The sequence below is a fragment of the Paraglaciecola sp. 20A4 genome (assembly GCF_011378905.1).
In the GTDB taxonomy this organism is placed as follows: Bacteria; Pseudomonadota; Gammaproteobacteria; order Enterobacterales; family Alteromonadaceae; genus Paraglaciecola.
The window spans coordinates 540900-559689 of record NZ_WTPY01000001.1; the positions used below are offsets into that span (position 1 = coordinate 540900).

The following is an 18790-nucleotide window of genomic DNA, read 5'->3' on the forward strand; positions in this document are numbered from 1 at the left end:
ATTAGAAGTAAGTTGTGCGGGCGGTTGCAGCGAGTATAAATCTGATGGTTCGGGCTGTGCTAAATTTCACAAAGATACATCTCAAAGTTGCGCGGTTTACTTTGAGACACTTTGCAAAAACAATCGTAAACAATGCATAGATTAGGGAGATTAACTTCTATTGCAGGTACAGTTGAAACAAGAAATAGGTCTCAATCGTTTGCATAGTTCACATACATTAGGGCTACTGTTTTGAACAGAGATTGAATATAAAAACGTTAAGAAGTATATGCCCGATCTCTTTAAAAATAAGGGTTGTAATGCAGTGTTTAACTAGAATTGTCTGAGCCGGAAAAAGTTTAGTGAAGAATACCCGAAGTTACCAACTAGATTTGCCCACACCTCTAACGTAAGTTGTTGAAAAGTAGGGGGCGGAGTTTCCAACTAGATCTGTCGTGGTCACCAGTAAATAAGATGTTTACCGCGATTTAATCAACCACTGCTCGTTGATTTCGAATTTGAGTTTGAAGTATAGCCTGTGCGTTCTTTAACTTTGTTCTTGCGCCGATGACCTTTTCTAGTTTTAAAGTTGACCCTGACCCTGACCCTGACCCTAGTTTTACTAGTTTGAAACTTGACGCTGTTGCATATGCGATAATTTACGTATTTAGTGACTCTATAGCGTTATTCATCACGCCAAAAGCCAGCGCTAGAACGGATAAATCAGCACGAGCAGTTTTTATATCTCCGGATTGGTACTTACGTTGTATTTCTAGAGCAATAGCATGAATTTCATCATGAACGTTTTCAAGTCGTAACATGCTTCCTCTTGCAAATAACTGTTCTTGCGTTTTTAGCCGAATCCAGTTACCACAATGACACGCCGTACTGTCGAGAATCGGCCAAGGCTTAACGTTATTTGGCGTTGCTTCCACCTTTGCTCTAATACTTTCTTGCCACTGTGAAGTAATAAGTTTAAATATCTCTAAACTTTTTTCTTTCATATTAAGATTCGTAGTGCCACAAATAAGCCATTGTTTATTAGGTAAATAACTATCAAGCCAGTGACATAAATCGGTAGCAGGCATCGGTTTGGCGATCCCATAACCTTGAGCCTGTTCACAGCCCATCAGTATAAGCAAAAGACCATGCTTAGTCGTTTCAACACCTTCAGCAATAACGTTACGGTTAAATGATTTTGATAAAGAAATGACGCCATCGATGATAGAGTAGTCACTTGGATCATCGAGCATATCTCTGACAAAGCTTTGATCAATCTTAATCGTATTAACAGGCAGACTTCTTAGGTGGGTCAATGATGAGTAACCGGTACCGAAATCATCCAATGAAGCACTAACACCTAATAAGTTTTGGCATGTCTCAATGATTTTCGTAATTGCGTTTATATCACCTAAAGCAGAGCTCTCTAATATTTCCAATTGTAAGCATTTGGCGTCGACAGAAGGATGCTCAGCTAAGCATTTTTCTAGGACGGTAAAAAACGAAGAAGAAAGTAAGTGGTTTGATGAAATATTCACACTCACTTCAATCGCAATGCCTTGTTGTTGCCAATCCTCTAGTTGATGAAGCGCTTCATTTATCACCCATTCGCCAATTTTGCTTTCTAACGGAGTACCATCAATATACGGTAAAAAATCGAGTGGAGGGATCAATCCTTTTTCAGGGTGAAACCAGCGTATTAAGGCTTCAGCACCAAACACCTTACCTGTAACCATGTTCACTTTAGGCTGGTAGTACAATTGAAATTCTCGCTGAACTAAAGCCTGCTCAATTTCTTCTAGTTGCAGATGTTTTTGAATAATACGTTGATCGGAATCAGGACTATACAACTGAGAGCGATGTTTCCCCGACAATTTAGATTGGTACATAGCATGATCAGCGTGGCGCAATAATGTATCGATGTCGCCATTATCGGTTGGGTATAAGGTTATACCACTAGAGGCAGTAATAATATGTTGAACGCCATCAATAAAATAAGGTTGTGCTAAGACTTGATGAATGCGTTGCATGGTTACTTCATACTGCGATGTCGTTTCAATATCATTTAGTAATATGGCAAACTCATCTCCGCCTTGGCGAGATACTGTATCCTCCTCTCTTATGCAACCCATGATTCGGTCTGCAACTTCAACAAGTAATCGATCGCCTGCCTCATGGCCATAGTTGTCATTCACGGGTTTGAAATCATCTAAATCCAGGAAACACACCGCTAGTTGAAACCCCGTACGTTTACTATGGGCAATAGATTGGTGAAAGCGATCTATAAATAATGCTCTATTGGGTAGCTTGGTTAGTACATCATAGTGAGCCATCAAATTGAGTTTATCTTGTTGTTTCTTGATGCTCGTAATGTCGGAAAATACCGCAACATAATGGGTCACTGCACCACTGTTATTGGTTAATGATGAAATATTAAGTAATTCAGAATATAACTTACCCTGCTTAGTTCTATTCCAGACTTCACCTCGCCAGTGTCCATGCTGTGTAATGGAGTTCCACATTTGCGCATAAAACTGTGTGCTTTGCTTGCCAGAACTTAAAATTTTGGGGGACTGACCAATAATCTCATCATGGGTGTAACCGGTAATATCGGTAAAGGCAGGGTTAACGTCAACAATCAGCTGTTGGGCATCGGTGATCATTATGCCTTCATGCGTATCCCTAAAGACTCTAGAAGAAAGTTGGAGCTTTTCTTCACTAAGCAGAAGTTCATTACTGGTTTTTTGCATGCTTACAACGACGTTTGAAATAGCTTTAGAAATGGCAAAGGCGATTAGAAAAAAAACAACCGATAAGATAATTATCGACGTCGTTGAGGTCTTAAGAATAAAATCTGATAGTTTATCTACAGGTTTAATAAATTCGATAGAGTTGGCCTTAAACCTATCAGAAGACTGATTAAGATTGGCTATCATGTTAGCTGAAGTGACTTTTCCCTGTTCGAACAAGGTTATTTTTTTTATTAATTCATCCGCTAATTTAACATCCTTCTTACAAATAGTGATGATGCTTTCGGTATTTATTAATCTCATGATAAATAGGTCAATAGAACCCGATTGTTCAATACACTCTTGTGGCTGTGCTTTAATTTTTTGTACTATATTTTTAAGCGCTTCAGTATCCGGAATTACATTAGGATTACTGGCGATCAGATCATTCAATTGAATAACGTATTTAAGGTGTTGAGTGTTGAGTTGATGGAGTTTCGATGTTTTAGATATTTTAAAAGTACTTGCTGCCACAATGATAGAAAATAACGCAATAAGTAGCATTAGAGCAGTGAGCAGTTTATTGATTATCATTATTCTGTATTTTTATCTTGGATTTAGCTTCAAAGTGCATATAGATCTCACGCTGGTAATGCTGCCATGTGTATCGCTCTCCAGTATTCGATTTAACTATTACAGATGAAACACCCTTTTGCGAGACCTTTTTAGTATTTTAAGTTTTAACTTAATATTACGGTATTGGACTAAGGAAATCGTCGTTTAACCCTCACTATTTTGAATTATTATGCTAACGACACAATAAATAATATCAGGGTAAGAACAAAGTTAAATGAAATTAATTTTTATGCCCCCGGTTTTCTACCCGAAAGTAAAGGTTGCAACCATTTACCAATCGTCGCTGCCAATTAGGTTTAACTACGCAGCCTAACCTCGTTGGTTATTCCTCTGCGTGTTGCCAGACTTACAGAGACATCCGTAATTAAAATTACCTAATAATTTTCACCTACTTCGAGTGGAGTTTCTTACCAGAAGAGTTGAGGTACTTTGAGTCAGGCCGATTGATGATTTTTATTGAAATCTTGAGCATTGACCAAGGAAGTAGGCTACAAGATATGCTTGGGTTGTGCTCTTTAAGTCTGCTTTAGGCGCACTTTAACAACTCTTTCGCTTTGGCTATTCCCCGCAGTCGTTGTTGATGGTTGTGGCGCTTAAATGCATTCATCATTTGCTCAGCACCTGCTGCGTAGTAGAAGTGTTTTTCAAACTCAGTAGTTAATGTGAGCCATTGAGCAGAGTCTAATCCCAATCTTTGAAGAATAGGACTGTGAGTGTTATCGATATGACCGGCCTTATCATCACGAATGCAACGGCCTGTAGTATCGGCATACTGACAATAGTCTTTTAGCGAATACGCGATACCTCTGGGCATTTCGTCCCGAGGATTACCTATAAAGGGCATTAAAACGCTCGGTTGAGGTTGTTGGTTTTTAATGGCTCGAATTCGTTTTTTGATGCTGGTGTGCTTTGATGTTTCATGCTTTTTTGCCATTTTGCACGGATAGGGTTTAAATCCACATACGCCATGTACGCCAGCACTACACTTTATCTAATATCGCTTGTGATTTAAATCTTCCCTCTCACTAATTAATCGGGAATAAAATTTGAGCACCCTTGGTCGGCTTCGAAGAAGTGAACGACATGGATGTTGTGAATAAAATAGGGCGTATCGATTCGACTAATTTGGCCTTTCGAGGTTGAGGCATAATCCATTTACACGCCAAAAATGATACACAAATCGAGTGTGGTTCAGCCCTGAAAATTGACGATTTTTATCATGGGAGTCTTTATATCGTCCTTCTTATACTTTTAAACGCTATCAATTTTATAACGTTATTTTGACTGGCGTTTGTCAATTACATATTGAACCGCCATTCTAGCAAGACCGGCACCAATGCCTGATACTACTGCCCACGTTACAGCCTCTTTAAGGTCAGTGTTTTCACTTCTCTTGTCTTTCGGGGCGGGTTCGTTAGTAACCTTTTCCCACGATTTTTGTAACGTTTTTCTTGCTAGAATGCCTGCCGATGCGGCGGCAAGTCCAATACCTACGTTCGTAATGAGTTGTTTATTGCACATAGTGTACCCCTTCAGATTGTGAGTTAATATTTTAATGCAAACCATAGACCTACTTTGTCAATTTCTACGTTATTGTTCGAGTTGCGGTCGTAATACAGCTTGTAGGCTGATCACAGCGAAAAAGAGGATCGTGTTTTTGCGCCATAACAATCGCAGTTGCTAAATTCGCTAACTATCTTACGGGTAAAATTGTAAATATTTCCCAAGTAAAGGGCTCTGTTCTCTTGATGACCGGTTAATCTCTTTATGTCATTCACTTTCTTAGCTCCTGTGAAAGCATTTAGCGCATAACCATTAAGTCAGGTAGCCGTTTCTAACGTTGAACTTGGCCATTTTTATACAACGCCGCTTCGAGTGTTTTTTCGTTTATTGCTTACTGCAAAGGACGCGATAAATCATTGAAGTTGACCTTCTTAAGGTCAGGCCGATTGAGGATTTTTACTGGAATCTTGAGGGGGGAGGAAGAAAACGGCGTTTAGGTCAGCCTTTAGGCAATAGGCTAGGCTACAAGATATGTAGGGAATGTGTTTGCTGTGAAACATAAATCGAGTGTCGTTTAGCCTGAAAATTGACCATCCTTATTATGGGCGTCTTTATATCGTCTGAAATCGAACGCTATCGAAGAACTCAGATTGTTATACATATCATCGAAATTAGCGCTTATTTCCATCAATTATCATTTTGCGAGCTCTCGCATCCGATTGTTTTATCATATCGTCAATCAGTGCTGTTTCAGGCATGTTCTTCCAGTACTTTTTGGGCATTGAGCTTAGCATCGCGTTCTTTTTGATGCGGGCGGGATTAAATATATTAGTGTAATAAGTGAGCCAATATTTTTCGATACGGTCGTCATCAGGACACACACTCGGATCGGGGTTATCTTCTAACACTAGCTTTTCAGTATCCCAATGGGCAGCCCGATAAGGCGTGAGTATAGACCAGCGCATATTCTTAAAGCGAGTTTGGAAGAAGTCGAGTTTAATCTCCAAGCTAAAATGTTCCGGTTCATACCAAGCGATAAAGTGCTCTTGTTCGTCAAGCGCAACTTCTCTAAATCTCAAAAAAGCACTCATTTTGTACGCATCGCGTTTTACCGCTTTAGCTAAAGTCATAAGCTGCATTATATCTTCGTCAGTTTTTAACTGAATAAGGTTTTTGTTCTGGAAAATAACGCGCCATAAAACCCGATAACACAGAGCGAAGCGGCTAATATCTTGATGACACAACGCATATTTAAAAAGCATTAAGACAGACTTGGGAATAGAGTGTTTCATCTGCTCTATAGGGGCGGGCGTAACCTCTTCAGTATCGCCAAACAGGTCGTTCTGTATAGACTCTGAACTTTGCCAAATAATGTTTTCAGGGGGGATAGATTGCGCCAAACATTCTCTTGCTGCTATGCGCCACTCGTTGTATCCAGGCACTGAAGTGATGGTAATTGTTTTCATCTTGGGCTACTTCATTTAGGCGCCGAAAAGCTCAAACTGCTTAGGCTGTTTGAACTGCAGCTCAAAATTATTGCTATCGAGTAAATGAATAGCAGGTGAGTAGTCGCTTACAGTAATAAAAGGTTTTAGCTTTTGTAATGGCAGACGCATTTTAGTGAGATCCATCCAACTAAGCTTTGTATAACGGCGGATCGCCAGAATTTTTTGTACGGTGCGCGCACCAAGACCAGGTATTCGTAGCAAGAGCAACTTGTCGGCTTTATTTAAATCAATTGGAAACACATGACGATTGCGTAATGCCCAAGCGAGTTTAGGGTCATGGTCCATATCTAGCATGTCATTGTGCAAGATTTCATCAAGATTAAACCCATAAAAACGCAATAGCCAATCAGCCTGATAAAGACGGTGCTCGCGTATTAGAGGTGCTGGCTTGAGCGGTAAAACCTCAGATGCATCTGGTATTGGCGAGAAAGCAGAGTAATAAACGCGGCGTAGCTTTTGTTGGCTATAGAGTTTAACGCTTGTTCCCAATATGATTTTATCGCTTGAGTCATCGGCGCCTATGATCATTTGGGTAGACTGTCCGCCAGGGGCAAAGCGGGGAGGGCGTTTACCAGAATGCGTTTTATCTACTTTATGCTCGGCTATTTTGTCTTTCAGAGTATTCATCGAGTTATGAATAGCGCCGAGGTCTTTTTCTGGCGCGTATTTATTTAAGGAAGGCTGGGTCGGCATTTCTACATTAATGCTTAGCCGATCGGCATATAAACCCGCTTCAGCCTGCAGCTCAGGCGAGGCATTGGGAATTGTCTTAAGGTGTATATAGCCCTTAAATCCGTGATCGATACGTAACGATTTTGCAATACGCACCATGCTTTCCATTGTAATATCTGGGGAACCGACAATGCCTGAACTAAGAAACAAGCCTTCGATATAATTGCGCTTATAAAAATTCAGTGTCAAATCTACCGTTTCTTTCACAGTGAAACGAGCACGTTGAACACTACTTGATACCCTATTGATGCAATAGTGACAATCGTAAATACAGTAGTTTGTCATTAGTATCTTTAGCAAAGACACACACCGCCCATCAGGGGTGAAACTGTGGCATATACCAGTACCGCCAGTAAGAGAACCAATGCCAGTTTTATCAGTTTTCCCAGCCTTGCGTTTACCTGCCGTACCGCTTGCACATGAAGCGTCATACTTGGCTGCATCTGAGAGAATTTCGAGTTTTTGAATCAGTTTGTCATGCATCGCAGATTATTACTTTCCCTAAGCAAATACACAAAGGCAGTCGATTCAGTCATAAATGATGAAAAGGCATATGTGTATCGGTTATTTAATTTTCAAATTATCTTAGCGTTTATATCATGTATAAATATACAGTACAATTTGCATTCTAGAATAAATGGGTCATTAATAAAAAGGGGTAAAGTGCTCTAAAGTAGGCGAGCCTGTTGCCGCAAAAAGTACTCTGACCTCGTATCTGCCTATCCCATCACCGCCCCTAACTTAACGGGCGTTTTATACAGATTCTTTTTCACCACCGTTTGCCTCTGAACGAATTAAAAAAACATACATAATTAGAGTGACGAAATGATTATCTCTAGTTTCGAGGTGGAGTTTCCTACAAGAAGAGTTGAGGTACTTTAAGTTAGAACGATTGATGATTTTTACTGGGCTCTTGATGGTTGAGGGTTGAGCGTTGAGGAAGGAAATGGCGGGCAAGGTCGATTTTAGGCAAGGGAGTAGGCTACAAGATATGTATGCAATGTGGTCGTTAGAAGGCCTTCAACCACGCTTTATAGCTGCGTTATACCTCTTTAGCTATGCCTCTGCTAGTTTCAAAAATAGGGCAGGGCGCATTATTACTTGTCTAGTTTACGAGGTGCCTTTTACGCTCTTGTTTTTACCATTGATTGGATAAGTTTTATGTTGGCGTTACTTACGCCGCTCTGTTTTGAAAGCGTTGGCCAGCTAGCTAGGCTATCTTGAATTTTCTCTCGTGCTTTGAGCACGTTTTCTCTTGGCTTTTGCTGGGGATATAAGTGACATTATAATGTCATTTAGCCTGATATTTTGCTTGTAGTGACCTTATAGTGTCAGTACTTAGGCATGTCACGATGTGACTTTAATGAGTGGCATTGGCTAGGGCTGATGACAGCCCTGTTCAAGATTTGTTACTCGTTCTTACAAGCGAGTCTTACAGACGAGTTAATACAAAGCAGGCAAAACAACAGGTGTGCTATGACAAAAGCACTAGCCCTCTATCGCATTCATGCCGAGGGTTGCCTGAAACGTGAAAATCGTTCTGCTGTCGTTTGAGCACACGGCTAATGTTCCATCATGGGCACAGGTGATTTGTGAGGCTATGAACAAGCCTAAACCTAGGCCGCCGGTTTGCTTGTTACTTTCATTGCGCCAAAAAGGTTGAAAAAGCTTATCAACGACCTCTGGTCTTATGGGGTCGCCGCCATTGGTAACGGTTAGTGCGAATACGCCGTTTTCTATGGTTGCGTTAACCTCAATGGCTTGTTGCGGATCGCCATGCACAATGGCGTTTATTAATAGGTTTGACAACAACTGCGCTATTCGCTCGGGGTCGCAATTAACCGAGCCCTTTATATCAATGTGAGTTTGAATTTCTCGCTGCGGGTTCAGCCCAGAGAGTTCATCAACGGTATGGGTTAGCATATCTTCAAGGTTGTTCACCGTCTTGACGTTTAACTGCATGCCGTTACCCATTTTACCTCGAGTTAGGTCCATCACATCGCTAATTAAACGCTTCATTCTTGTTGCGCTGCTGTCCATGCGCGCGAGTATTTTTTGAGAGGTGGCATCTGTTACTTGGTCTTGTAAAAAGCTGACCCCCATCGTCAGTGCTGACAGCGGTGTTCTTAAATCATGCCCTAGAATGGCAATGTATTGCTCTTGCAGTTTGGTTGCTGCCTTTTCGTTGAATAACTCAGATTGGGCAGTGATTAGCCTTTCGTCAACTTCAATTTGGCGTGAAATCAACTCAGCGAATGACTTGATTTGCTGTTGAATTTCAACTGTTTTCAATTTTACCGGCAGCGGGTCTAAACCGCATAACGTACCGAAAAAGTCACCATTTTTACTGTATATAGGAAAGGAAAAGTAACTTTCAAACCCGTACATAATGGGAATTTCGCTTTTGCTGTAATGGGCATCCTCTAAAGCGTGTTCAATAACGATTGGCTGAGTTGACCTTTTGACTTGAATACAAAAAGTGGTTGATATATCAAGCTCATCACCAGGATTGAGATTAAAGTTAACCCGGTCGAGTACTGCACATGTCGTCCATTTTTCATCGGTTACGCGGGCAATACAAATAAAGCGCAGCCCTGTGGCATCAGCCAGCATTTTCATTATATGTGGGACCGCTTCTATAGACTGAATAGTCTGAATATCTTTTTCAATTAACGCGTTCATTAAATACTCTTTGCTTAGCGCACTTAGGGCTTATTTCTTTTCACGATTTATATATTTTGTCATTCAATTGTCGATAAATCACCATTGCATTTTGGCATGAAGTTTAGCGCTATCGACGCTTAGACAATTTGGCGGAAATTTTTAGCATTACCCACAGGCTTTTTCAATGACATTCACTCACTAGCTGCAACCAGAGTTGATTCTTCAAGGAAAATCGTGGCTCGTGCAATATTGCTACTATGGAGCTTGCTGCTTAGCTTGCTGCTTAGCTAGCGCCTTGGCTATCTTCTTTGCAGCCTTTTTAGTGCATACCCTCGACTATCACTAACCAATATCACGCCGTCTTATTTCGGCAATCTGATGAATTGCAATCGCTCAATAAAACAGCAATTTTTATTGATCTGGATCAAAATGAAGATCAGCGAAATAGCGTTTAATTTACTCACTGATAGGCGAAGTACTTTTAGCGAGCTTATCAGCCAACCCGATTCTAGCAACCCGATTCAAATTTTTGATAGGAGATTGATGATGAGTAACTTATCCATTAATAGTCGTTCTACTGAAAAAAAACCTTCTGGCCAGTTCCCCCATCTGCTTGGCCAACATTTTCTCAATGATTTTGTGCAAAATTTCACGACGCATTTTCCGTTCGTACGTGACGCAGCAGGCACTGGTAACGCTAAATTAGACTTTGTGAACCCTAAAGTGGATATCACGGAGAACAAAAAGGCCTATACCTTAACGGCAGAATTGCCCGGACTTGATAGCGACGATGTCACCTTGGATTTATCAGATGGTGTGCTAACCCTCAGCGGCCAGAAAAAATACCAGAGTGAAGCCGACAAGGATGACAACGTGCATATTATGGAGCGCAGCTACGGCAGCTTTCAGCGGAGTTTTAGCTTGCCCGTGAGTGTTGATCAAGACGCGATTAAAGCAGAGTTCAAAAAGGGCTTGCTCAAGGTCAATTTGCCTAAATCGGTAAAGGCTCAGGAGCTACAGCGAAAAATCGAAATTTCTGGTTAAGGTGACTCAGGTAACTGATTTACTGAAAACGACATCTTATTGAGGAACAAAGTATTGGGTCAGGGATGACCTTTATCGGAGCTTGTTATGAATGTGGAAGCAGATATGCAAATGGTATTAAAAGACACCTTGGTGTTAGTTCTCGCTGGCGGGCAGGGCTCACGCCTTGACGGATTAACCGAGACGCGCGCTAAACCCGTATTAGAGTTTGGCAGCCATTGTCGTATTATCGACTTTCCCCTGTCTAATTGCGTGAACTCGGGGTTAAACCATATTGCTGTGCTGACACAATACAAGTCGCAATGCTTAATACGTCATTTGATGCAACATTGGGGCAGGCTGAATAATAACGTTGGTGGTTGCTTTGATATATTGCCAGCGTCCCAGCAGAATGATGAAAGTTGGTATCAAGGTACCGCAGATGCGTGTTTTCAAAATTTAGCTTACATAAAATCCAAAACGCCTAAATATGTGATGATCCTCTCTGGCGACCATGTCTATCAAATGGATTACCGCAAATTGTTGGCAACCCATGTGAATAATAACGCTGACATGACCGTGTCTTGCATTGAAGTGCCGACTAAAAATGCGGCTAAGCAATTGGGAGTATTAAGCGCCGCACGTGATGGGCGAATTACCGCGTTTACTGAAAAACCTGATACGCCCCACGCGTTGATTGACGCACCGGATTACTGCTTAGCGTCGATGGGTAATTACGTGGTGAATGCCGATGTACTGTATTCGCTTTTAGAAGAGGACGCGCAGCATGACGATTCTGCCCACGACTTTGGCAAAAACGTTATCCCCAGCATTATTCAGCGTCACCGGGTTTTTTCCCATCGCTTTCGTGACGCCAGTGGTGAGCAAATACCTTATTGGCGTGATGTAGGCACCTTAGATAGCTATTGGCGTGCTCATTTAGATTTACTCAATAACCGTGACATGCTTAATTTCACCGATCCTGATTGGCCTATTTGGGGCAGCGCATTTTCAAATGCACCAGTGGAAATTTTGAAAAGTTCTGATTTAGCGTCATGTCACATCGACCAGGTCTTGATTGGTTCGGGCTGTCGGTTAGACAGTTGTCGCGTAGTACAATCTGTGTTGTCGACTAACTGTAAAATAGCGCCTTGCGCAGTACTGAACAAATGTGTGCTGTTGCCCAATGTCACCGTTGGCTTTGGCGCCAAGCTCGAAAACGTAATAGTTGATAAGGGTGTGGAAATACCCGATAATTTTGTTATTAAAGACTCAGTATTAGCGAAGCAGCAGGGTTTTACGGTTACTAAGACCGGTGTGGTGTTGGTGACACAAGACGTGTTGAATAAGCTTATCAAGACACCAGCGCATGTCGATATGTCTACACATATATTTAAACTTTGCGGCGATGAGTGGTTAACCTATGAAGACGCGATGCCCAAAGCAAATAGTGGCAATTTAGTTGGTCAGCGTAAGGTCACTGTTAATCAATAACCGCTAATGATGGTCTTAAAACGTAGCTGTTTTAGTCAATAGCTACTGATAGTATGCCCGCGAGCAAACTTGGGTTGTTTCGAGCTGTGCAATGGGTAAACAGGGTGCGCTTATATCACTGTATATCCATCATCTCTTAAAGTTCTGATTGTGCGCCGGCCATCTTTTTCAAAAAATTGAATGCTTGCATTTGGGTCATATCACGAGGTGAAAAGTCGCTTTGCCCCAGCTCTTTTAATAAAGCTGAAAACTCTGCTGAACTGCCTGCGTAACCCATCTGCCATTGGGGAAATATTTGCTCGTTGACTTCCTCATAGCTGATAATGACGATGTCATCGTGCCTAGGGTCATCCGCAATATCTAAGTACAGTTCGTTGACCGTTTCTCTATCACCTTCTAGGGCTTGCAAGAAATAGCGTTTGTCATAACAAAGCATACCGCATACATCAACACTGCTGTTGTTATCACGGGCAGTGCCTAGAATATCTTTTAAGTCAGATAATGACATTTCTCTCGATGCGCGACTGTAATAAAGCAATCTCACTAATTTCATATTGGCCTTCTTTTCCTTATGGTAGAAATATTCTAAAGCGCACGGCTTGCTGAATATTCTAGATCCCCCTATGATTTTCTTACTAGTCGATTTTTAATGGAATACTCCACGATGCAAAACCCTAGCCTTACGCTGCCAATCATTACCATTGGTTGCGCTGAAATCCAACAAAATGAGTTGGAAGGGTGGCGAGAACATATCCATATTAATACTTTTCGAGCGATAAAAAAGCAATTTCGCCATGCAAAACCGGCGTTAATTGTGGCCTGTATTGCCAACTCGGACGATGAACAGTTAAGTGAGCAAGTGACGGTTTTCGTACGAGAGGGATTATTGAATAATGATACCCGCATTATACTGCTGCAATCGCCTTTATATGATCTGGATCAAGTTAATTGGATAGGTACCATGCAAGTAAATGGCTGCCTCTTGGCAGAACCGAGCAAGCGCACTTTTAATCTGTCTATTCTCAACCGTGAAATTGATACCTTTGCACACATTGAAGATAACCGTAGGCAGCACGAAGCTGAAACGAACATGCTGATGTGTATTAGTCAGTTTTCACGTGGTACAGAATCAGTAGCGGACTTGCTAAAGGCTTTTTCGTCGTCCTTAACGGCTTTGTGTTACTCATCTTGTTGTTTGCACATTAAAATACAAGCCCATGATCAAGGTCATATAAGTTACTGCGATTATGAAAAATCCGACCTAGTGGATAATTTTAATCAAGTGCTTGGTTTACCCGCGCTCCCCGACTATTTAAAGAAAACCCTTGATGAACAACAGCCGCAGATCAATCTGTTACCGGAAGAGATAAACCTTGATCGAATTGAGCAAAAGCTAGGCGAAAAAATCGGTAGCTATTTAACGTTTCCCATCGTCGCTTACAATAAAACACTGTACCTCCTGATGTATTTTGTTTCACAAGAGCAAATGGACAAGGTGTCTATGAAGCAAATTAATGTCATTAATAAAGCATCTGAACAACTGACCTTACTGTTAGAAAGAAGGCAGGCAGAATATAGTTTAAAGCGTCAGTACAAACGTTTGAAAGAAACGTTAGTTGATTTAAAAACGGCTAAACAAGAACTACAGCATAAAGAAAAAATGGCCAGTATCGGACAAATGGCGGCAGGTATTGCCCATGAAATTAACAATCCGTTGGCGTATGTGATGACCAATTTTACGTGCATGGATGAGTACCTGAAAAGCATTATGCAACTACAGGGTTTACAATCTGAGTTCTTGGCATCAATTGATATCGGGCGCGATCAAAAAATAACCGAGTTACGAAACAACATTTCAAAGTTTGAGAAAGACGAAGGTATGGCCTTTATTCTAGAGGATATCCGTTCAGTCATTGCAGAATCTCACAGTGGGTTAAAACGAGTAAGAGATATTATCACTGATTTGAAATCCTTTACCTATAGTCAATCGACCGAGCTAGAAGTCTGTGACTTAACACAGGTAATCGACGATACGCTAAAATTATTGTCTTATGACTTAGACGACACAATCAAAGTCGAGAAAAACCTCGAAGATTTGCCGACATTTATGGCTCATAACGGATTAATGCAGCAAGTTTTTACCAATTTAATTAAAAATGCGGCACAAGCCCTGAGTGAAGCAAAAATCATTTCCCCTAAAATCTGTATAAATACCCAAAGCAAAAACGGATCTATTTATATTACCGTAAGAGATAATGGTCCGGGGATCCCCGAAAGCGCCCGTGAGAAGATATTTGAACCCTTTTACACAACAAAGACTGTTGGTGAGGGAACGGGCCTAGGCTTGTCGGTCACATTTAATATTATTAAAAAACTGGCGGGTACGATAACGCTTGATAGTGAGCTAGGCAAATTCACCCAATTTACCATGATATTTCCTATTAGTGCTCATTCATAGAAAAGCGTCATCGTGGTTTATAAATAAAACATTGGCCATCATTTCTAATGAGCTAGTCATTTGCTCAAAGTATGATTTTTTAATACATAGTCGAGATAGTTAAGCACCTGCTAAGGAACTTGCACAGGTGTTATATGTGAATGACTCTATATATTTTAGCGAGCAATTATCAGTAGAATTAATGTAGAAAATTTTACATTACACAGTGTAAATACTTACCCGTTTTACCGCTTTTTTTATCGCTTTAGTTGCACAAAACCGCTTAATTAGTAGCACTCACCGTTGGTCTTTTTTTTGCACTATGCAGTCACGCTAGCGCTTTTGTAGCGCTAGACATTGACTCAATTATTACTATCGCAATGAAGGACTAGCCATGACTGAATCATTTAAGTACGCAGGAAATAAAGGCAAGGGCGGCGAGTTGCATCAGCCAGCGTCCGATGCCCATCCAACTATGACCACTGCTCAGGGATGCCCTGTGAGTGATGACCAAAATTCTCTAAAAGTGGGCACGCGTGGCCCTGGTTTATTAGAAGATCACGTACTAAGAGAGAAGCTATTTCATTTCGACCACGAACGTATTCCAGAGCGAGTAGTGCATGCTCGTGGTTATGGTGCCCATGGTTATTTTGAGACGTATGAGTCATTGGACTCACTCACATGTGCGGATATTTTTCAGCGCAAGGGGGAGAAAACCCCCGTATTTGCCCGATTTTCTACCGTTGCAGGTAACAAAGGGTCACCAGACTTAGCCCGTGACGTGCGTGGCTTCGCCGTTAAATTTTATACCCAAGAGGGTAATTGGGATTTAGTGGGTAACAATATTCCAGTGTTCTTTATCCAAGATGCCATGAAGTTCCCTGATTTGGTTCATGCTGCTAAAGAGGCGCCCGATCGTGGCTTTCCGCAGGCACAAACGGCCCATGACAATTTCTGGGATTTTGTCAGCCTATCTCCTGAGGCGATGCATATGGTGATGTGGGCGATGTCAGACCGCGCTATTCCACGTTCTTTACGTTTTATGGAAGGCTTTGGTGTACATACGTTTAAATTCATTAACGCTAAGGGTAATGAAAAGTACGTTAAATTTCATTGGAAGCCCAAAGGCGGTATGCAGTCTGTTGTGTGGAATGAGGCGTTAAAATTAAATGGTGCTGATCCTGATTTTCATCGCCGTGATATGTGGCAGGCTATTGAGCAAGGCGACTATCCAGAGTGGGAGTTAGGAGTACAAGTTTTTGATCAGCAATTTGCAGACGATTTTGAATTCGATGTGTTCGACGCGACCAAACTTATTCCAGAGGAGCAGGTGCCAGTCAAGTTGGTGGGGCGCATGGTCTTGGATCGCGTAGTGGACAACTTCTTCGCTGAAACTGAGCAAGTGGCCTTTTGTACCCAAAATATTGTACCGGGTCTAGATTTCACTCCTGATCCGCTATTGCAGGGGCGAAATTTCTCGTACCTTGATACTCAAGTTAAGCGCCTTGGTGGGCCTAACTTTACCCATATTCCGGTTAACGCACCGAAGTGCCCTATGCGTCACTTCCAACAAGACGGTCATATGGCGATGCAGAACCCTAAAGGTCGAGTGAATTATGAACCTAATTCATGGGATGGGGGTGAGAACAATCCTCGGGAATGCCCAGCACACGGTTATAAAAGCTCGTCTGAACCTATGAGTGGCGACAAATTACGTTATCGTTCTGAAACGTTCGCTGATCATTACAGCCAAGCGCGTCAGTTTTATTTGAGCCAAACCGACGTGGAGCAGCAACATATACACAGTGCTTTTACTTTCGAGCTATCAAAAGTAGAGCATTTACCTATTCGTGAACGTTTGGTGTCTCACTTATTGAATATTGATAAAACACTAGCCAGCAACGTTGCTGAAGGATTGGGGCTTAAGGCGATGCCTGAGGCAGCTGAAGCGGCTATGAAAACCCGTCAAGACTTACCGGTTTCGGATGCGCTTAGTATTTTGAAAAATGGACCTAAAACATTCAAGGGTCGTAAGTTGGGTATTTTGGTCAGTGATGGTTTAGATGCCAATATATTCGCCGATGTGACCGACGCCTTACACAAAGAGGGTGCTAATTATGAAGTAGTAGCACCTCAAGTGGGTGGTGTAACGTGCAGTAAGGGTAAGCATATTCCTGCCCAACAGGTAATCAACGGTGGGCCTTCAGTATTATACGATGGGGTATTGCTGCTAGTAACAAAAGAAGGAGCGCAAATGCTGGCTAAAATACCTGAAGCAAAAGACTTTATCAGTGATGCATATGCTCATATGAAGTACATAGGTTATACCGATAATGCCTTACCCCTTTTTGAAGCGGCGGGCCTTGAAGATAAGATGGATGCAGGATGGATCGACTTAAATAATTCCACTGCCGAGGACTTTATTGGTTCGTTACGGAACCTACGCTACTGGACACGGTAACAACTCACTACCAACGCGATAGTGAAGTGCAACTTTATTAGGTTTACCTTTAGAATAAACACGGAGGCTGGTTAATCCCGGCCTTTTTTCTAAGTTTTATTTACCCCTGTCTTATCTATGAATTCTTGTCTTTGGATGAGTTAATCCACAGTACTGAGCAAATTGCTTTTAATTGGCGAATTAATGTTGTAAATGCGCAAATATACGGATCTTGCAGTACAATAAATGTACTGCTTGTCTATTACTCGTTGTATAACGTTGCTGCCAAGTTAAATGACAAGCGATGAGCAAGTTCAGCCAATAACGGAATATAACGAACAGATATGAGGGCATTAATATGACTAAACCCATGCTAATAGGTATTTTACTAGGTAGTGCGCTTGCACTTACCCCAATTCAATCTAATGGCGCGTTGTTGCTTTCAGGCAATACTATTGACCTTCCTGGCACCACGGCTATTTTGCAACCTGAGCTAGCGAGTTCGGTAGTGCATGATGAGGCGATTAATGATTACGTAGCGCCCGGAGGCAACGATATTTTTCGAGTCGGCGTTACTTTACAAAATCGTGTTTCTCGCTCAGATACAGACGGAAATTTAATATTTGCACCTAGGATTATCTCCTTTTTCAATAATACCAGTGGCAACTTTCTTATAGACAGAGCAGTGATTTCGGGTTTTGCTGATTTTAAATTGGATGTAAATTATCGCACTGACGGCCTAGGTGACAAAGGGCCGAATTCGGCTTCCCGTTCCGCTGACGGAAACCAACTCAGCTTCGATTTTCTGTCACCCCTTGTCATCTCTAACTTATTTGAAAATCCTCAACAGGATAGCTATTTTTTATCCATTTATTCGAACGCAACGGCTTTTGCTAATACCGGTAGCATGAGTATTTTCGGTCGACACTTGGGTTACCCTGATGAAGTGTTTGAATTTAATTTTACAGGTATCGCCGTACCCATCGATATGCCGGTACATGTGCCTGAGCCTGCCCTTATTGCGTTTTTTTTCACTTGCTTTGCGAGCTTAGTCGTTTTTAAAAGACGTTAAGTATTATCGTAAGCGGTAATAACCTCACCGAGTACTCGAGATACTCGGTGACTGTGTTTTTAACGTTGTGTCACTGCATAAAACAATGAAACGCATAACTTCGCTGATTTCTTTGCTTGTCACTTGTTTTACAAAAATTAGAAATAATTAAACAAGCTAAGCTTTTAGTAAGTGCCTCGTTTCGTTCTCAATCTCCGTACGTTCTCAATATTGTGCATATTAACTTAGGTTAATGAACGGCTTTGTTATGTGATACCTATTTTATAGTTTCGCAATACCCAAAAACAATGCTTGTGTTTAATGCTAGCGAGTCTTGATAAATCCATTAATCATCTAAAAAAGACCTAATAAATGACGATGAAACTATATACTTTAGTTTTATTAAGTGGTCGTTAAATATACAGTCAAATTAGATAAAAAGTGTAGTAGTGAAATAATTCGTTTACGAAGCAATTGCTTGATATATAAATGTTTTACGCTAAAGGTTGTGTTAATCATTAATCTTGATAAGAATTTAAAGCATTAGTTATAAAGGCTTTTTTATTAAAATGACTTTATGATTAGTGTTTTTCG

Annotated in this window: 12 protein-coding genes and 1 pseudogene; 5 read left to right on the forward strand and 8 right to left on the reverse strand. The window is 41.3% G+C overall.

Going from position 1 to position 18790, the window contains the following annotated elements:
* Window positions 1–638: 638 nt before the first annotated feature.
* The 7 genes and pseudogenes from GQS54_RS02195 to GQS54_RS02225 all read right to left on the reverse strand — a co-directional run bounded on the left by GQS54_RS02195 (window position 639) and on the right by GQS54_RS02225 (window position 9769).
* Window positions 639–3302: an EAL domain-containing protein gene (locus GQS54_RS02195; RefSeq protein ID WP_166422358.1), complete on the reverse strand. Its 2664-nt coding sequence runs from the start codon at window positions 3300–3302 to the stop codon at window positions 639–641.
* Window positions 3303–3870: 568 nt separating this feature from the next.
* Window positions 3871–4366: pseudogene (locus GQS54_RS02200) on the reverse strand (transposase); the annotation flags it as partial.
* 7 nt (window positions 4367–4373) lie between these two features.
* The gene (locus GQS54_RS23400) at window positions 4374–4499 is read right to left on the reverse strand and encodes a hypothetical protein (protein WP_277344116.1); all 126 of its coding nucleotides are present in this window, start codon (window positions 4497–4499) and stop codon (window positions 4374–4376) included.
* Window positions 4500–4619: 120 nt separating this feature from the next.
* The gene (locus GQS54_RS02210; RefSeq protein WP_166422359.1) at window positions 4620–4865 is read right to left on the reverse strand and encodes a DUF4235 domain-containing protein; all 246 of its coding nucleotides are present in this window, start codon (window positions 4863–4865) and stop codon (window positions 4620–4622) included.
* 653 nt (window positions 4866–5518) lie between these two features.
* The gene (locus GQS54_RS02215; protein WP_166422360.1) at window positions 5519–6313 is read right to left on the reverse strand and encodes a TIGR03915 family putative DNA repair protein; all 795 of its coding nucleotides are present in this window, start codon (window positions 6311–6313) and stop codon (window positions 5519–5521) included.
* A 15-nt stretch (window positions 6314–6328) separates the two neighbouring features.
* The gene (locus GQS54_RS02220; RefSeq protein WP_166422361.1) at window positions 6329–7570 is read right to left on the reverse strand and encodes a putative DNA modification/repair radical SAM protein; all 1242 of its coding nucleotides are present in this window, start codon (window positions 7568–7570) and stop codon (window positions 6329–6331) included.
* Between the two features lie 1005 nt (window positions 7571–8575).
* Window positions 8576–9769 (reverse strand): HAMP domain-containing sensor histidine kinase, encoded by a 1194-nt coding sequence (locus tag GQS54_RS02225; protein ID WP_166422362.1) that lies wholly within the window; start codon window positions 9767–9769, stop codon window positions 8576–8578.
* 411 nt (window positions 9770–10180) lie between these two features.
* Here GQS54_RS02225 and GQS54_RS02230 point away from each other — a divergent pair, with 411 nt between their 5' ends.
* A complete protein-coding gene (locus GQS54_RS02230; RefSeq protein WP_240919798.1) occupies window positions 10181–10795 on the forward strand; it encodes an Hsp20/alpha crystallin family protein in 615 nt (204 codons plus the stop codon).
* Between the two features lie 87 nt (window positions 10796–10882).
* Window positions 10883–12268 carry a glucose-1-phosphate adenylyltransferase gene (gene glgC, locus GQS54_RS02235; protein ID WP_166422363.1) on the forward strand — a complete coding sequence of 462 codons (1386 nt, stop codon included), beginning with the start codon at window positions 10883–10885 and terminating at the stop codon, window positions 12266–12268.
* A 136-nt stretch (window positions 12269–12404) separates the two neighbouring features.
* On the opposite strand, the gene GQS54_RS02240 is transcribed toward glgC, so the two are convergent.
* Window positions 12405–12821: a BLUF domain-containing protein gene (locus GQS54_RS02240; RefSeq protein WP_166422364.1), complete on the reverse strand. Its 417-nt coding sequence runs from the start codon at window positions 12819–12821 to the stop codon at window positions 12405–12407.
* A 111-nt stretch (window positions 12822–12932) separates the two neighbouring features.
* Between GQS54_RS02240 and GQS54_RS02245 the strand changes: the two genes are divergently transcribed.
* The 3 genes from GQS54_RS02245 to GQS54_RS02255 all read left to right on the forward strand — a co-directional run bounded on the left by GQS54_RS02245 (window position 12933) and on the right by GQS54_RS02255 (window position 18217).
* Window positions 12933–14726, forward strand: coding sequence for an ATP-binding protein (locus tag GQS54_RS02245; protein ID WP_166422365.1), 1794 nt, complete (start codon window positions 12933–12935; stop codon window positions 14724–14726).
* A gap of 373 nt (window positions 14727–15099) precedes the next feature.
* The gene (locus GQS54_RS02250; RefSeq protein WP_166422366.1) at window positions 15100–17166 is read left to right on the forward strand and encodes a catalase; all 2067 of its coding nucleotides are present in this window, start codon (window positions 15100–15102) and stop codon (window positions 17164–17166) included.
* A gap of 337 nt (window positions 17167–17503) precedes the next feature.
* Entirely contained in the window at window positions 17504–18217 is a 714-nt protein-coding gene (locus GQS54_RS02255) for a hypothetical protein (RefSeq protein ID WP_166422367.1), read from the forward strand.
* Window positions 18218–18790: the final 573 nt, after the last annotated feature.

Excerpts from the sequence above, each read along its gene's own strand:
- GQS54_RS02195 (WP_166422358.1), bottom strand. The coding sequence starts at position 3,302 with ATGATAATCAATAAACTGCTCACTGCTCTAATGCTACTTATTGCGTTA.
- GQS54_RS23400 (WP_277344116.1), bottom strand. The coding sequence starts at position 4,499 with ATGGATTATGCCTCAACCTCGAAAGGCCAAATTAGTCGAATCGATACG.
- GQS54_RS02210 (WP_166422359.1), bottom strand. The coding sequence starts at position 4,865 with ATGTGCAATAAACAACTCATTACGAACGTAGGTATTGGACTTGCCGCC.
- GQS54_RS02215 (WP_166422360.1), bottom strand. The coding sequence starts at position 6,313 with ATGAAAACAATTACCATCACTTCAGTGCCTGGATACAACGAGTGGCGC.
- GQS54_RS02220 (WP_166422361.1), bottom strand. The coding sequence starts at position 7,570 with ATGCATGACAAACTGATTCAAAAACTCGAAATTCTCTCAGATGCAGCC.
- GQS54_RS02225 (WP_166422362.1), bottom strand. The coding sequence starts at position 9,769 with ATGAACGCGTTAATTGAAAAAGATATTCAGACTATTCAGTCTATAGAA.
- GQS54_RS02230 (WP_240919798.1), top strand. The coding sequence starts at position 10,181 with ATGAAGATCAGCGAAATAGCGTTTAATTTACTCACTGATAGGCGAAGT.
- glgC (WP_166422363.1), top strand. The coding sequence starts at position 10,883 with ATGAATGTGGAAGCAGATATGCAAATGGTATTAAAAGACACCTTGGTG.
- GQS54_RS02240 (WP_166422364.1), bottom strand. The coding sequence starts at position 12,821 with ATGAAATTAGTGAGATTGCTTTATTACAGTCGCGCATCGAGAGAAATG.
- GQS54_RS02245 (WP_166422365.1), top strand. The coding sequence starts at position 12,933 with ATGCAAAACCCTAGCCTTACGCTGCCAATCATTACCATTGGTTGCGCT.
- GQS54_RS02250 (WP_166422366.1), top strand. The coding sequence starts at position 15,100 with ATGACTGAATCATTTAAGTACGCAGGAAATAAAGGCAAGGGCGGCGAG.
- GQS54_RS02255 (WP_166422367.1), top strand. The coding sequence starts at position 17,504 with ATGACTAAACCCATGCTAATAGGTATTTTACTAGGTAGTGCGCTTGCA.